At 64.4% G+C, this 14,174-nt stretch carries 13 protein-coding genes; all 13 read left to right on the plus strand.

Translation table 11 applies throughout. The features are described 5' to 3' along the window. Window positions 1-77: 77 nt before the first annotated feature. The 13 genes from NKJ26_RS04160 (at window position 78) to NKJ26_RS04220 (ending at window position 13,928) form a co-directional block, all read left to right on the plus strand. Window positions 78-1,652, plus strand: coding sequence for a phytoene desaturase family protein (locus NKJ26_RS04160; RefSeq protein ID WP_352693925.1), 1,575 nt, complete (start codon window positions 78-80; stop codon window positions 1,650-1,652). A gap of 111 nt (window positions 1,653-1,763) precedes the next feature. Further along, a complete protein-coding gene (locus NKJ26_RS04165) occupies window positions 1,764-3,293 on the plus strand; it encodes an ABC transporter substrate-binding protein (protein WP_352693927.1) in 1,530 nt (509 codons plus the stop codon). A gap of 89 nt (window positions 3,294-3,382) precedes the next feature. Next, window positions 3,383-4,390 carry an ABC transporter permease gene (locus NKJ26_RS04170; protein WP_352693929.1) on the plus strand — a complete coding sequence of 336 codons (1,008 nt, stop codon included), beginning with the start codon at window positions 3,383-3,385 and terminating at the stop codon, window positions 4,388-4,390. Beyond that, window positions 4,383-5,231, plus strand: a complete 849-nt coding sequence (locus NKJ26_RS04175; protein ID WP_352693931.1) for an ABC transporter permease — start codon at window positions 4,383-4,385, stop codon at window positions 5,229-5,231. Before NKJ26_RS04170 ends, NKJ26_RS04175 begins: the two co-directional genes overlap by 8 nt. Further along, window positions 5,228-6,106 (plus strand): ABC transporter ATP-binding protein, encoded by an 879-nt coding sequence (locus NKJ26_RS04180; RefSeq protein ID WP_352693933.1) that lies wholly within the window; start codon window positions 5,228-5,230, stop codon window positions 6,104-6,106. The genes NKJ26_RS04175 and NKJ26_RS04180 overlap by 4 nt, the downstream gene beginning before the upstream one ends. Next, window positions 6,099-6,935, plus strand: coding sequence for an ATP-binding cassette domain-containing protein (locus NKJ26_RS04185; RefSeq protein WP_352693935.1), 837 nt, complete (start codon window positions 6,099-6,101; stop codon window positions 6,933-6,935). Before NKJ26_RS04180 ends, NKJ26_RS04185 begins: the two co-directional genes overlap by 8 nt. Window positions 6,936-7,013: 78 nt before the next feature. Next, window positions 7,014-7,613 (plus strand): VOC family protein, encoded by a 600-nt coding sequence (locus tag NKJ26_RS04190; RefSeq protein WP_352607869.1) that lies wholly within the window; start codon window positions 7,014-7,016, stop codon window positions 7,611-7,613. Between the two features lie 144 nt (window positions 7,614-7,757). Continuing rightward, window positions 7,758-10,049, plus strand: coding sequence for a bifunctional salicylyl-CoA 5-hydroxylase/oxidoreductase (locus NKJ26_RS04195; protein ID WP_352693937.1), 2,292 nt, complete (start codon window positions 7,758-7,760; stop codon window positions 10,047-10,049). Next, window positions 10,046-10,819: an SDR family NAD(P)-dependent oxidoreductase gene (locus NKJ26_RS04200; RefSeq protein WP_352693939.1), complete on the plus strand. Its 774-nt coding sequence runs from the start codon at window positions 10,046-10,048 to the stop codon at window positions 10,817-10,819. Before NKJ26_RS04195 ends, NKJ26_RS04200 begins: the two co-directional genes overlap by 4 nt. Then, window positions 10,813-11,283 (plus strand): MarR family winged helix-turn-helix transcriptional regulator, encoded by a 471-nt coding sequence (locus NKJ26_RS04205; protein ID WP_352607862.1) that lies wholly within the window; start codon window positions 10,813-10,815, stop codon window positions 11,281-11,283. Before NKJ26_RS04200 ends, NKJ26_RS04205 begins: the two co-directional genes overlap by 7 nt. Further along, entirely contained in the window at window positions 11,280-12,092 is an 813-nt protein-coding gene (locus NKJ26_RS04210) for an enoyl-CoA hydratase family protein (RefSeq protein ID WP_352693942.1), read from the plus strand. The genes NKJ26_RS04205 and NKJ26_RS04210 overlap by 4 nt, the downstream gene beginning before the upstream one ends. A gap of 231 nt (window positions 12,093-12,323) precedes the next feature. Further along, window positions 12,324-13,472, plus strand: coding sequence for an acyl-CoA dehydrogenase family protein (locus NKJ26_RS04215; protein WP_352607857.1), 1,149 nt, complete (start codon window positions 12,324-12,326; stop codon window positions 13,470-13,472). A gap of 60 nt (window positions 13,473-13,532) precedes the next feature. After that, a complete protein-coding gene (locus NKJ26_RS04220) occupies window positions 13,533-13,928 on the plus strand; it encodes a RidA family protein (protein WP_352607854.1) in 396 nt (131 codons plus the stop codon). Window positions 13,929-14,174: the final 246 nt, after the last annotated feature.

Genomic DNA, 14,174 nt, shown 5'->3' on the forward strand with positions numbered 1-14,174 from the left:
CGGCCCTTAATATCCTACTAGACGAAAACATATGCATCTGCAATTATCTTTAAGCATAAAGGAAATGGGAACGGGGCGTGAGCGAGTTCGACGCCATCTTTGTCGGGGCGGGCCACAACAGTCTGGCATGCGCGGCGCATCTGGCGCTCAAGGGCTGGAAAACCGCGATTTTCGAGCGGAACGCAATAATCGGCGGCGCCGTCCAGACCCAGGAATTCACCCTTCCCGGCTTCCGCCACGATTTCGGCGCGATGAACCTGAGCCTGTTCGCCGGCTCCGCCTTCCACCGGAAATATGCAAATGAATTGAAAGCGCAGGGCCTGGTGTTCGCGCCGGTCGCCGACTGTTTTGCCAGTGCCTTCCCGGACGGCCGCTGGTTCGGCGTCAGCAACGATCTGGAAAAGACGGCCGCGCGCATGGCCGCTTTCTCAACCGCCGATGCCGCCACGTGGCGCAAGCTGGTCGCCGCTTTCCCGGCGGAGGCGGAACATCTGTTCCGGCTGCTGGGTTCGCCGATGAGCGCCCGCGCGCTGGCCGGCACCGCCTGGAACCTGTGGCGCAAGAAGGGCATATCCGGTGCGCTCGACACGGGCCGGCTGCTGTTGTCATCGCCACGTGCCTGGCTGGAGGAGACTTTCGAGTCGCCTCATATCAGGGCAACGCTCGCCACCTGGGGCATGCATCTCGACTTCGCGCCCGACGTCGCCGGCGGCGCCGTGTTCCCGTATCTGGAATCGATGGCGAACCAGAGTTTCGGCATGGTGCTGGGCAAGGGTGGCGCCAACACCATCATCCGCGCCTTGTCGGGCATGGTAACGTCTGCCGGCGGCAAGATTGTAACCGGCGCCGAGGTCGCCGAGATCATGATTTCCGGTGGCAAGGCGACTGGCGTGCGGCTCGCTTCCGGTGAGACGCATAGCGCCACCAAGGCAGTCATCGCCGGCATCGCGCCCAAGGCGCTGTCCGGCAAGTTGCTGCCCAACGGTTCCGGCGACGCCGGCTTCGACACGGCGATGCAGAAATTCCGCCACGCGCCGGGCACGATGATGATCCATCTGGCGCTGGACGACCTGCCGGACTGGCGCGCCGGGCCTGAGCTTCGGCAATTCGCCTATGTGCATCTGTCGCCGTCGCTCGACGCCATGTCGCGCACCTATCAGCAGGCTATGGCGGGCATGCTGCCGGACGAACCGGTGCTGGTCGTCGGTCAGCCGACGGCGATCGATCCGTCGCGGGCGCCTCAAGGCAAGCACGTGCTGTGGGTGCAGGTGCGCATGCTGCCGGCGGAGATAGCAGGCGATGCCGCCGGTAAGATCGCGCCCATGCATTGGGATCAGGTCAAGGATCGTTATGCCGAGCGCGTGCTCGACATCATCGAGAGCTACGCGCCCGGCCTGCGAAAGAAAATCCTCGGTCGCTCCGTGTTCTCGCCCATCGACCTCGAGCGCGAGAACCCGAACCTCGTCGGTGGCGACCAGGTCTGCGGCAGCCATCACCTGGCGCAGAACTTCCTGTTTCGCCCGGCACGCGGCTACGCCGGCTGGAACACGCCGGTGGCCAATCTGCATCTCACCGGTGCCGCGACATGGCCGGGCGCCGGCACGGGTGCCGCCTCGGGCTTCATGCTCGCGCAACAGCTTGGCGGGAGGTAGGGGCCGAAAGGCATTGGGGTGAAGCAAGGCAAGGCGCGGTTGCCCAGGGAACCCACTGATCAGACAATGAAGCCGCGCGCACAAAACAGAAAACCAACAAGGGGAACGACCATGACAATCAACAGACGCGAATTGCTTGGATACAGTGCCGCCGCACTCGGGGCCACGGCCATCGGCCTGCCGAAGATCGCCAAGGCGGCGGCCGGCGAACTGACCATCGCCTACAATGTCAACCTGCCGTCCTGGGATCCGACCACCGGACCTTCGGCGGTCAACCCGACCATCCAGGGCCTCTACCAGTCGGTGTTCGACCAGTTCATCCCGCAGAAGCCCGACCTGTCCTTCGCGCCGGGCCTGCTGACCGAATGGGGCTGGAACGACGACCGGACGAAAATCATGATGACGGTGCGCGAAGGCGTAACCTGGCACGACGGCTCGCCATTCACGCCCGAGGACGTGGTCTGGTCGTTGCAGCGGGCCGGCGACGAAAAGACCGGCAACCCGATCCAGTTCGTGTGGAAGAACGTCAACAACTTCAAGATCGACGGCAACAAGATCACGGGCGATGTCGTGCAGTTCGACCCGGTTTATTTCAAATGGATGTCGTTCCTGACCGGCTACATCCTGCCCAAGGCTTACTACGAGAAGGTCGGCGCCGAAGGCTTCGAGAAGGCTCCGATCGGCACCGGCCCCTACATGGTCGAGAAGTTCGAACGCAACGCTTTCCTGCGGCTGAAGGCCAATCCGAAATACTGGGGCGGCAAGCCGGCATTCGAGAACGTGACGATCAAATTCGTCACCGACGCGGCGAGCCGCGTCGCCGAGATCGAATCCGGCTCCTCGCAGGTGACGCTCGAGATCCCCTATGAGGAGTATGACCGCCTGATCGCCAAGGACGGTCTTGCCGGCTCGATCAAGAATGTTTCCGACATCGGCATGATCTTCTTCAACGACATCGAGGCGATGCTGGACAAGAATGTCCGCCAGGCGGCCGTCATGGCGGTCGACAAGGAGCTTCTGGTCAGGCGGCTGCTGCACGGTTACGGCCAGCCGATCGAGACACTGGAGACGCCGGAATACGCGGCCTACGATCCTTCGATCAAGGTCGGGCACGATCCGGAAAAGGCCAAGGAATTGCTCGCCGCTTCCGGCTATTCGCCGGAAAAGCCGGTCAAGTTCACCATCCAGACGACCAAGGGCTTCAAGCCCAAGGACTATGAGATGATCCAGGCGATCGTCGGCATGTGGCGCAAGGTCGGCATCGAGGCGACGATCGAGGTCTACGAGATCGCCAAGCACTACGAGTTGCGCGCCGCCGACAAGCTGGCGCCGGCGGCCTTCTATAATTGGGGCAATGCCATCAGCGATCCGACCACGTCGACCGGCTTTGCCATGTATGGCCCGAGCCCGCATTCGGTGTGGGACAGCCAGGACCTGATCGACATGATCAACCCGCTGTGGGGCGAGAAGGACGAGGCCAAGCGCATCGCCGGCTGGAAGGCCGTCGACAAATACATCGCCGAGCAGGCCTATGTGCTGCCGCTGATCCAGTACGCGCAGCCGATCGTGCATGCCAAGGGCGTCAATGTCGTCCAGCATGTGTCCGGCGCGCTGCTGCCGGCCCTGATGACCCCGGCCTGATATCGGCCTGGGCTTGCCGCGCGCCGTCCGTAGCGACGGCGCGCATCTTTTATCGGCATACGAGTCTCCGGGCTCCGGCAAAGATTTACATGCTCCTGCAACGATTCCTGATCCGTCTTTTGACGATGCTGATCACGCTGTTCGGCGTGGCCGTCGTCGTCTTTGTCGTGATCCGCGTCGCGCCCGGCGACCCGATCGCCATGATGCTGCCGCCCGGCGCGACGGATGCCGACATCGCCCGGCTGCGGGCGCTCTACGGCCTCGACAAGACGGTCCTCGAGCAGTTCTTCATCTGGCTGTCCGGCGTCGTCAGAGGCGATTTCGGCACCTCGATCTCGCTGCGTCAGGATGTGCTGGGACTGGTCTTCAACCGGCTTCCGGCGACGCTGGAGCTTGCCATCGTCGCGCTTGTCATGGCGGTGGCGCTCGGCGGCACGACGGCCATTCTCGGCGCCCGCGAGCGAGGCACGGCGGTGGAAGCCGCCATCGACATCGCCAGCGGTGCCGCGCTTTCCATTCCCGATTTTCTCTGGGGCCTGGTGCTGATCCTTTTGTTCGGCGTGCTGGTGCCGGTCTTCGACATTTCCGGCCGCGTGTCGCCGCAGCTCGACCTGCCCTTCGCCAGCCAGTTCTATCTGTTCGAGAGCATTTTGCGGCTGCGCCTCGACCTCACCTGGGATCTCCTGAAGCACATGCTGATGCCGGCAGTTGCGCTGGCGCTGCCGCTGGCGGCGATCATCGCGCAGCTGTTGAAACAGTCGCTGAAGGAAGTGCTCGACCTCGACTATGTCGTGCTGGCGCGGGTGAAGGGTTTTTCGGAAACGCAGGTCATCCTGCGCGAGGCGTTGAAGAACGCCGCTTTGCCGACGCTGACCCTGGTCGGCGTGCAGTTCACCTTCCTGATCGGCGGCACGGTCATCGTCGAACGGCTGTTTTCCTATGAAGGCCTCGGCAACATGGCGATCGACGCCGTCATCAACCGCGACCTGCCGCTGATCCAGGGCATCGTGCTGGTCTTCGCGCTGCTCTTCGTGCTGATCAACCTCACCGTCGATATGATGTACGCACTGCTCAATCCGAGGCTGCGCCATGGATGACAGCCGCATTGCAAGACACGGCTCGGGCGCAAAGCTGTGGCTCGCTGGCGGCTGGCTTCTGTTGGCACTGCTGGCGGCGATCTTCGCGCCGCTGGTCGCGCCGCAGGATCCGCTGGCGCAGGACCTGATGCTGGAGCGCCTGCCGCCCTTCTGGCTCGATGGCGCCGAGCCCGGCTATTGGCTGGGCACCGACAGCCTCGGGCGGGATCTGTTGTCCCGTCTGATCTTCGGCGGCCGCATCGCCTTCATCGTCGCCTTCGCCGCCGCCATTGCGGCGTGCCTCGTCGGCTCGACGCTGGGCTTGATGTCAGGCTATTTCGGCGGCTGGGCCGACCGCATCATCTCGCGCATCGTCGATGTCTGGATGGCATTCCCGCCTGTTCTGTTCGCCATCCTGCTGGTTGCGGTGCTGGGCACCGGCCTCAGCTCCGTCATCCTTGCTATCGCCATCATCGACTGGACGCGGTTCTGCCGGGTGATCCGCGCCGAGGCGATGGGCCAGTCGCGCATGGATTATGTCGAGAACGCCCGCATCGCCGGCTATGGCCGCATCGGCATCATGCTGCGCGAAGTGCTGCCCAATGTGGTGCCGTCGATCGTGGCGCTGTTGTCGCTGGAAATGGGCATCGCCGTCATCGTCGAGGCGATCCTGTCCTTCGTCAATTTGTCGATCTCGACCGACGATCCGACCTGGGGCGCCATCATCGCCGAGGGCCGGCTGTCGATCCACCAGGCCTGGTGGGTGCTGGTGTTCCCGCTGGTCACGCTGATCCTCACCGTGCTGTCGTTCAGCCAGTTCGGCGAGGCGCTGAAGACGCGTTTCGATCCGGTGCTGCGATGAGCGCCTGTCTCGATATCAACGATTTGAGCGCCGTGCTGCCGAACGGCCAGCGCGTGCTGCGCTCAGTGTCGCTTGCCGTGCAGCCCGGCGAAGTCCGCGCGCTGGTCGGTGAAAGCGGCGCCGGCAAGACCATGATCGGCAAGGCGCTGCTGGGCGTGCTGCCGCCGAGCGTGCGCATTGTCGAAGGCGACATGCTGCTTGAGGGTGAAGACCTCGGCAAGCTCCAGCCCAAGGCACGGCGCACGCTGATCGGCGCGCGCACGGCGCTGATCCCGCAGGATCCGCTGACCGCGCTCAACCCGTCGCGCCGCATCGGCCCGCAGATGACCGACCGGCTGGTGCGCATCCTCGGCTGGAGCGGCGAGAGGGCCGATACCCGAATTCGCCAGTTGCTGGACGAGGTGCAGATCCGCGATCCCGACCGCGTGCTGAAAAGCTATCCGCACGAGCTCTCCGGCGGCATGCGCCAGCGCGTGCTGATCGCCGCCGCCTTTGCCGCCGAGCCCCGGCTGATCGTCGCTGACGAGCCGACCACGGCGCTCGACGTCACCGTGCAGAAGCAGATCTTGCGGCTGATCGCTGCGTTGCAGCGCGAGCACGGCACGGCGATCCTGTTCGTCACCCACGACCTCGGGGTGGTCGCCAAGATCAGCCAGAAAGTCTCGGTGCTCTATGCCGGCAAGGTGGTGGAAGAGGCCGAAACGGCAAATCTGTTCGCCGCCCCGCAGCACCCCTATACGCGGGCGCTGATGGCGGCCACGCCGCGCTACACCGATCCCTTCGCTTCGCTGAAGCCGGTGGACCAGGCAGTGCTGGCCGGGCTGGCCGCTGAGATCGCTTCTGCCGACCAGGCCTGGAGGCGGCCGCATGGTTGAGCCGCTGTTTGCCGTGCGCGGGCTGAAGGTTGCGCTGCCCGACATGACGCGCAAGCCGCTGATCGGCCGGGCGCCGCTGGCCGAGATTCTGAAAGGTTTGGATTTCGACCTGCCGAAGGGTTCGGTGACCGGCATCGTCGGCGAATCCGGTTCGGGCAAGTCGACGCTTGGCCGCGCATTGGTGCGCCTGCTGGAACCCAGCGCCGGCAGCATCACCTTCGACGGCCTGGATGTCACCCATCTGCCGGAAGCGGAGCTGCGGCCACTGCGCCGTAATCTGCAGATGATCTTCCAGGATCCGATGTCGTCGCTCAATCCGCGCCGCACCATTGCCAGCATCATCGCCGCGCCGCTCAAGCAGAACGGCCTTGGCGACAATCTGAAAGCCCGTGTCGCGGAGGCCCTGCAGCGCGTCGGCCTGCCGCAGAGCTTCGCCGGCCGCTACCGCCACGAACTGTCCGGCGGCCAGCGCCAGCGCGTCGGCATTGCGCGCGCGCTGGCGCTGTCGCCGAAATTCGTGCTGGCCGACGAGATCGTCTCCGGCCTCGACGTGTCGACGCAGGCGCAGATCCTCACTCTGCTGGAGAAGTTGGCGGCGGACATGGGCCTGACGGTCGCCTTCATCAGCCACGATCTGTCGGTCATCCGACGCCTGTGCCAGCAGATGATCGTCATGCGCGAAGGCATAATCGTCGAGGCAAGCGCCACCGACGCCTTGTTCGACAAACCGAGGCAGGCCTACACGCGCGACCTCATCGCAGCCATTCCACTGCCCGAAATCGATCCGGGCTGGCTGGACATTCCGGCCGCCGCGAAGGCCCCGACATGAAATGCATACGCGCGCCGAAAAGCGGGCCTCGGACGCGCGACGGCAAATGACGAAGTCCCGCCAATGGAGAGGACCGACATGAAGACGACATTTCGAAATGCGACGCTGGCAGCCGCGCTGCTGGGCAGCGCCGGCATCGCCACTGCCAGCTCGATCCCCGGCATGCGCGGGCACGACCACACCGGCATCACGGTTCCCGACATGAAGCAGGCGGTCGACTTCTTCACCGAGGTGGTCGGCTGCAAGAAGGCGATGTCGTTCGGGCCCTTCGCCGACGACAAGGGCACCTTCATGCAGGATCTTCTTGGTGTCGATCCGAAGGCTGTCATCGAGCAGGTCACCATGGTCCGCTGCGGCACAGGATCGAACATCGAACTGTTCAAATACACCGCGCCGGACCAGAAGGATTTGACGCCGAAGAACAGCGACATTGGCGGCTTTCACATCGCCTTCTATGTCGATGACGTCGCCGCCGCCAAAGCCTATCTCGACGCCAAGGGCGTCAAGACCAGATTAGGGCCGCTGCCGGTCAAGGAAGGGCCCGCCGCCGGCCAGACCATCCTCTACTTCCAGGCGCCATGGGGATTGCAACTGGAAGCGATCAGCTATCCCAACGGCATGGCCTACGAGAAGGGTGCCGAAACGGTCTTGTGGAGCCCAAAGAACCCGGAAAAGTAACCCTCCGAAGGCGCGCTTGCGGGACAACACGCAAGCGCGCTGCCGCCAGATCGGGATAAACGTTTCGACAAGAAACTTTAAGCTTGAAATAATTTTCGGCCGGCGCGATACTCAAGACCAGCAAGCGAAGAGGAGATCGCACGGATGAAAGTTGCGGTTCTCGGCGGCGGACCAGCCGGCCTCTATTTTGCCATCTCGATGAAGCTCAGGGACGCCGCGCATGATGTGACGGTGTTCGAGCGCAACCGCGCCGACGACACGTTCGGCTGGGGCGTCGTTCTGTCAGCCGAAACGCTCGACAATCTCGCCAGGAACGATCCGGTCAGCGCCGTCTGGATCAAGAAGCATTTTGCGTACTGGGACGACATCGCCGTGGTCCATGATGGCGTGCGCACTGTATCCTCAGGCCACGGTTTCTGTGGCATCGGCCGCAAGCGGCTGCTGATCCTGTTGCAGCGGCGGGCGCGCGAACTCGGCGTCAAGCTGATGTTCGAGACCGACATAGCCGACCCCCGGCCCTATATGGAGACGCACGATCTGGTCGTCGCCGCCGATGGGTTGAATTCCCGGGCGCGCACCACCTTCGTCGACATCTTCAAGCCCGACATCGACACGCGCAAATGCAAGTTCGTATGGCTCGGCACCCACCAGAAGTTCGACGACGCGTTTACTTTCATCTTCGAGAAGACCGAGCATGGCTGGGTGTGGGCGCACGCCTACCAGTTCGACAGCGACACCGCGACCTTCATCGTCGAGTGCAGCGAACAGACTTGGGCTGCTTTCGGCTTCGGCGCGATGTCGCAGCAGGAATCCATCGCCGTCTGCGAGCGCATTTTTGCCAAGCATCTTGGCGGCCACGCGCTGATGACCAATGCCAACCACATCCGTGGCTCGGCCTGGATAAACTTCCCCCGCGTGCTGTGCGAACGCTGGTCCTACAAAAACCTGGCGCTGATGGGCGACGCGGCGGCATCGGCGCATTTCTCGATCGGCTCGGGCACCAAGCTGGCACTGGAAAGCGCGGTGGCTCTGGCCGACTATGTCGAAACCGAACCGGACCTCGACGCCGCCTTCCGCAAATATGAGGATGCGCGCCGCACCGAAGTGCTGAAGCTGCAATCGGCGGCGCGCAATTCGCTCGAATGGTTCGAGGAGGTCGAGCGCTATCTCGGCCTCGATCCGGTGCAGTTCAACTATTCGCTTCTGACCCGCTCGCAGCGCATCAGCCACGAGAACCTGCGGCTGCGCGATGCCGAATGGCTTGAAAGCGCGGAGGAATGGTTCCAGCGCCAGGCGGGTGCCGGCGGCAACAGCTTGCGCCGCGCGCCGATGTTCGCGCCGTTCAAGCTGCGCGTGCGTCTCAACAATCGTGTCGTCGTCTCGCCGATGGCGCAGTACAAGGCCGTCGACGGCTGCCCGACCGACTGGCATTTCACCCACTATGCCGAGCGGGCCAAGGGCGGCGCCGGGCTCCTCTATATCGAGATGACCTGCGTCAGCCCGGAAGGGCGTATCACGCCCGGCTGTCCGGGCTTCTACGCACCCGAACATGAGGTGGCATGGAAGCGGCTGGTCGATTTCGTCCATACCGAGACCGAAGCCAAGCTCTGCGCCCAGATCGGCCATTCCGGCGCCAAGGGTTCGACTCGGCTCGGCTGGGAGGGCACCGACGTGCCGCTGGCCTCCGGCAACTGGCCTGTCATGGCGGCCTCGGCGGTCGCGTGGTCGCCGCAGAATCAGGTGCCGAAGGCGATGGACCGCGCCGACATGGACAGAGTGCGCGACGAATTCGTGGCTTCGGCTGAGATGGCCGATCGCTGCGGCTTCGACATGCTGGAGATCCACGCCGCGCATGGCTATCTCCTGTCGTCCTTCATCACGCCCGTCACCAACCGGCGTACGGACGCGTATGGCGGTTCGCTGGAAAACCGCATCCGCTATCCCCTCGAAATCTTCCGCGCCGTGCGGGCAGCCTGGCCGGCGCAGAAGCCGATCTCGATGCGCATTTCGGCCAATGACTGGGTCGGCATCGAAGGCGTGACGCCCGCCGATGCGGTCGAGATCGCGAGGCTGTTGCATGAAGCCGGCGTCGACATTTGCGACGTCTCGGCCGGCCAGACGTCGGTACTGGCAAAGCCGGTCTATGGCCGCATGTTCCAGACGCCGTTTTCCGACCGCATCCGCAACGAGGTCGGCATGGCGACGATGGCTGTCGGCAACATCTACGAGCCGGACCATGTCAATTCCATCCTGATGGCCGGCCGCGCCGACCTGGTGGCGCTGGCACGGCCGCATCTCGCCGATCCCTACTGGACGCTGCATGCGGCGGTGGCGCTCGGCGATCGTGGCGTCAAATGGCCGGATCCCTATCTGCCCGGCCGTGACCAGATCTACCGGCTGGCCGAACGCGACGCTGCGGCGGGGCTGAAAGTATGACGGCCGCAATCGCAATCCCCGGCAGGCACGCCCTTGTCACCGGCGGCGGGTCCGGTGCCGGCCGCACCATCGCGCTGGCGCTGGCCGGTGCGGGCATCGACGTCACCATTTGCGGCCGGCGCGAGGCGGAGCTGGCCAAAGTGGCCGGCGAAAGCGACCGCATTTTCGCCATCACTGCCGATGTCACCGATGAGGCGGCGATGGCGACGCTTTACGAGACGGCGGAGGCCGCGCGTGGGCCGTTCGACATCGTCGTCGCCAATGCCGGGATGGCGGGCAGCACGCCGGCGCACAAGACGACGCTCGCCGATTGGCAGCGCACGCTCGACGTCAACCTGACCGGCGCCTTCCTGACCGTGAAGCCGGCGCTCGCCGGCATGGCCGAGCGGAAGGCCGGACGGATCGTCTTTATTGCCTCAACGGCTGGGCTGAAGGGCTACGCCTATGTCGCGCCTTACGTGGCGGCCAAGCATGGCGTCGTCGGCTTGATGCGAGCGCTGGCGGTGGAGACGGCGAAATCCGGCGTCACCGTCAACGCGGTGTGCCCGGGCTTCGTCGAGACAGAGATGCTGGAAGAATCCATCCAGCGCATCATCGAAAAGACCGGCCGCTCGGCCGAGCAGGCACGATCGAGCCTTGCCTCGACCAACCCGCAAGGCCGCTTGATCCAGCCGCAAGAAATTGCCGCCGCCGTGCTTTGGCTCTGCGGCGATGCGGCAGCGTCGATCACCGGCCAGGCGATTTCGATTTCAGGAGGCGAAACATGGTAGCCGGCCCCCTGCCCGCACCGTCGGGACCCGGCAAGGACCGGCTGCGTCTGTGGATCAGGCTGCTGCGCGCCTCGCGCACGATCGAAGCCGAACTGCGCGAGCGCCTGAAGAAGGAGTTCAATACAACGCTGCCACGCTTCGACGTTATGGCCGCGCTCTACCGCGTGCCGGAAGGCATGCTGATGAGCGACCTGTCACGCTTCCTGCTGGTTTCCAACGGCAATGTCACCGGCATCGTCGACCGGCTGGTTTCGGAAGGACTGGTCGCCCGCGCCCGCCGCAACGGCGACCGCCGCACCTCGATGGTGCGGTTGACCGAGGAGGGCTCGAAATCCTTCGCCATCATCGCCGCAGCGCATGAGGGCTGGATCGGTGAATTGTTGGGCAAGGTGAGCGAGGACGACGCGCGCCGGTTGACCAGCATGCTGACCTCGTTCCGCAGCAACTGGGAGGGACGCGAATGACCGCGATGGCCGGCCGCAAGCCGAAGCATTTCCTCTGGGAGGTCGAGGGCAGGATCGCCAAGGTCCGGCTCGACCGGCCGGAGCGCAAGAACCCGCTGACCTTCGACAGCTATGCCGAGCTGCGCGATACGTTCCGCGACCTCGTCTATGCCGACGATGTCGACGCCGTGGTGTTCCTCTCCAATGGTGGGAATTTCTGCTCCGGCGGCGATGTCCACGACATTATCGGCCCGCTGGTCAAGATGGACATGAAGCAGCTCCTGGCCTTCACCCGCATGACCGGGGATTTCGTCAAGGCGATGCTGAATTGCGGCAAGCCGATCATCGCGGCTGTCGACGGTGTCGCGGTCGGCGCCGGCGCCATCATCGCCATGAGCTCCGACATCCGCATCGCGACGCCGGAAGCCAAGACCGCGTTCCTGTTCACGCGCGTCGGCCTCGCCGGCTGCGACATGGGCGCCTGCGCGATCCTGCCGCGCATCATCGGCCAGGGCCGCGCCGCCGAACTGCTCTACACCGGCCGCACCATGACGGCTGCCGAAGGCGAGCGCTGGGGGTTTTACAACAGGCTTGTAGAGACGGCTTCCTTGGAAGCGGACGCGCTCGACATGGCGGCGCGCATCGTTTCCGGCCCGACCTTCGCCCACGGCATGACCAAGACGCAGCTCAACCAGGAATGGTCGATGGGCCTCGACCAGGCGATAGAGGCGGAAGCGCAGGCGCAAGCGATCTGCATGCAGACGGGCGATTTCGAGCGGGCGTACAAGGCGTTCGTAGCCAAGGAAAAGCCGGTGTTCGGGGGGGATTGAGGATGATGCTCTCCGTGGAAAAGTCGGCGGGACAGCGCCCCCCTCTGTCCTGCCGGACATCTCCCCCTCTAGGGGGGAGATCAGCTGTCACGCACGCTTTCGCCAATCTCCAACCTTGTAGGAACGGCGCCGACGCCGACGCTGCCAATCTCCCCCCTAGAGGGGGAGATGTCCGGCAGGACAGAGGGGGGCGCCATAGAGCGCAACGCTCGAAGCACTGCGGAGGCAGAAATGCCTGACCGCTCCTTCCTCTCCTGGCCCTTCTTCGAAGACCGCCATCGCGAACTGGCCCAGCAGCTCGACGCCTGGTGCACAAAAAACCTTCCCGTCGATCATCATGACGTCGACGCCGCTTGCCGCGAGCTGGTCGCGAAGCTCGGCCGGGACGGCTGGCTGAAACCGACCGCTCTCGATACCGACAATCCCGGTCCCCTCGATGTGCGCACCTTGTGCATCGCGCGCGAGACGCTGGCGCGGCATGACGGGCTGGCCGATTTCGCCTTTGCCATGCAGGGGCTTGGCACCGGCGCGCTCAGCCTGTTCGGCACGCCGGAACAGCAGCAGTGGCTTTCGAAGACACGCGCCGGCAAGGCGATTTCGGCCTTTGCTTTGTCGGAACCGCGCTCAGGCTCGGACGTCGCCAACACCGAAATGACGGCGACCCGCGATGGCGACAGTTATGTCCTGTCGGGCGAGAAGACCTGGATCTCCAATGGCGGCATCGCCGATCTCTATGTCGTCTTTGCCCGCACCGGCGAGGCGCCGGGCGCCAAGGGGCTCTCCGCCTTTCTCGTGCCGGGCGACGCCAACGGTCTTGGCATTGCGGAACGTCTCGAAGTGATCGCACCGCATCCGCTGGCGCGGCTCTCTTTCGACAAGGTCCGCTTGCCGGCCGCCGCACTGATCGGCAAGCCCGGTGAGGGCTTCCGCATCGCCATGTCGGTGCTCGACGTGTTCCGCTCGACCGTCGGCGCCGCGGCACTCGGCTTTGCCCGCCGCGCGCTCGATGAAAGCATCAAGCGGGTGGCCGAGCGCAAACTGTTCGGCGCGCCAATGGCCGAGTTGCAGATGGTGCAGGGCCATATCGCCGACATGGCGCTCGACGTCGACGCGGCGGCGCTTCTTGTCTACCGCGCCGCCTGGACCAAGGACATGGGTGCCGCCCGGGTGACACGGGAGGCGGCGATGGCCAAGCTGTTCGCCACCGACAAGGCACAAGACGTAATCGACAAGGCCGTGCAGCTGCATGGCGGCGACGGCGTCCGCAAAGGCCATATCGTCGAGAGACTGTATCGCGAGATCCGCGCGCTACGCATTTATGAGGGCGCTTCCGACGTGCAGAAGGTGGTGATCGCCAGGCAAGTGATGGGCGCGGCCTGACGGCAGAATTGACGGCATTCGTTTTTGGGAATTGGTTTTTGGACTACCGGGAGGTTTTGAATGCACGAGATCCTGCAGCCGGAAGGCTGGGCGAAACCTGTCGGCTATGCCAATGGCGTCGCCGCGCGCGGCAGGCTCGTCTTCGTCGGCGGCCAAGTCGGCTGGAACGGGCAATGCCAGTTCGAAACCGACGACTTTGTCGGCCAGGTGCGGCAGACGCTCGAGAACATCGTGGCGGTGCTGGCCGAGGCTAGTGCGGAACCCCAGCATATCACCTCGATGACCTGGTATTTCACCGACAAGGCCGAATATCTCGCCAATCTCAGGGGCATCGGCGAGGCCTATCGCGAGGTGATCGGCCGGCATTTTCCAGCGATGGCCGCCATGCAGGTGATGGCGCTGGTCGAGGACCGCGCCAAGGTGGAGATCCAGGCGACCGCCGTTATTCCGGAGTAAACTACGACCATTCCGAAATGAGCCGCATGCTTTGACAATTAGCGCAAAACGCCCATCGCTTCGTCATCCTGGGGCGCAGCAAGGAGCATAGCGACGCGGCGCAGACCCCAGGATCCATGCCGCGACTTCAGAGCGCTGCTGCGGTGCGGAATTCTCCTCCGCTGCATTCCTCGGCCAAGGTCACGGGATGGATCCTCGGGTCTCCGCGACGGAGCTTCGCTCCTGCTTCGCCCGTGGATGACGAAG

It is taken from the genome of Mesorhizobium sp. M0152 (assembly GCF_040322415.1).
Taxonomy (GTDB): Bacteria; Pseudomonadota; Alphaproteobacteria; order Rhizobiales; family Rhizobiaceae; genus Mesorhizobium.

Coding starts and splice junctions, on each gene's coding strand:
- NKJ26_RS04165 (WP_352693927.1), top strand. CDS start 1,764: ATGACAATCAACAGACGCGAATTGCTTGGATACAGTGCCGCCGCACTC.
- NKJ26_RS04170 (WP_352693929.1), top strand. CDS start 3,383: ATGCTCCTGCAACGATTCCTGATCCGTCTTTTGACGATGCTGATCACG.
- NKJ26_RS04175 (WP_352693931.1), top strand. CDS start 4,383: ATGGATGACAGCCGCATTGCAAGACACGGCTCGGGCGCAAAGCTGTGG.
- NKJ26_RS04180 (WP_352693933.1), top strand. CDS start 5,228: ATGAGCGCCTGTCTCGATATCAACGATTTGAGCGCCGTGCTGCCGAAC.
- NKJ26_RS04185 (WP_352693935.1), top strand. CDS start 6,099: ATGGTTGAGCCGCTGTTTGCCGTGCGCGGGCTGAAGGTTGCGCTGCCC.
- NKJ26_RS04190 (WP_352607869.1), top strand. CDS start 7,014: ATGAAGACGACATTTCGAAATGCGACGCTGGCAGCCGCGCTGCTGGGC.
- NKJ26_RS04195 (WP_352693937.1), top strand. CDS start 7,758: ATGAAAGTTGCGGTTCTCGGCGGCGGACCAGCCGGCCTCTATTTTGCC.
- NKJ26_RS04200 (WP_352693939.1), top strand. CDS start 10,046: ATGACGGCCGCAATCGCAATCCCCGGCAGGCACGCCCTTGTCACCGGC.
- NKJ26_RS04205 (WP_352607862.1), top strand. CDS start 10,813: ATGGTAGCCGGCCCCCTGCCCGCACCGTCGGGACCCGGCAAGGACCGG.
- NKJ26_RS04210 (WP_352693942.1), top strand. CDS start 11,280: ATGACCGCGATGGCCGGCCGCAAGCCGAAGCATTTCCTCTGGGAGGTC.
- NKJ26_RS04215 (WP_352607857.1), top strand. CDS start 12,324: ATGCCTGACCGCTCCTTCCTCTCCTGGCCCTTCTTCGAAGACCGCCAT.
- NKJ26_RS04220 (WP_352607854.1), top strand. CDS start 13,533: ATGCACGAGATCCTGCAGCCGGAAGGCTGGGCGAAACCTGTCGGCTAT.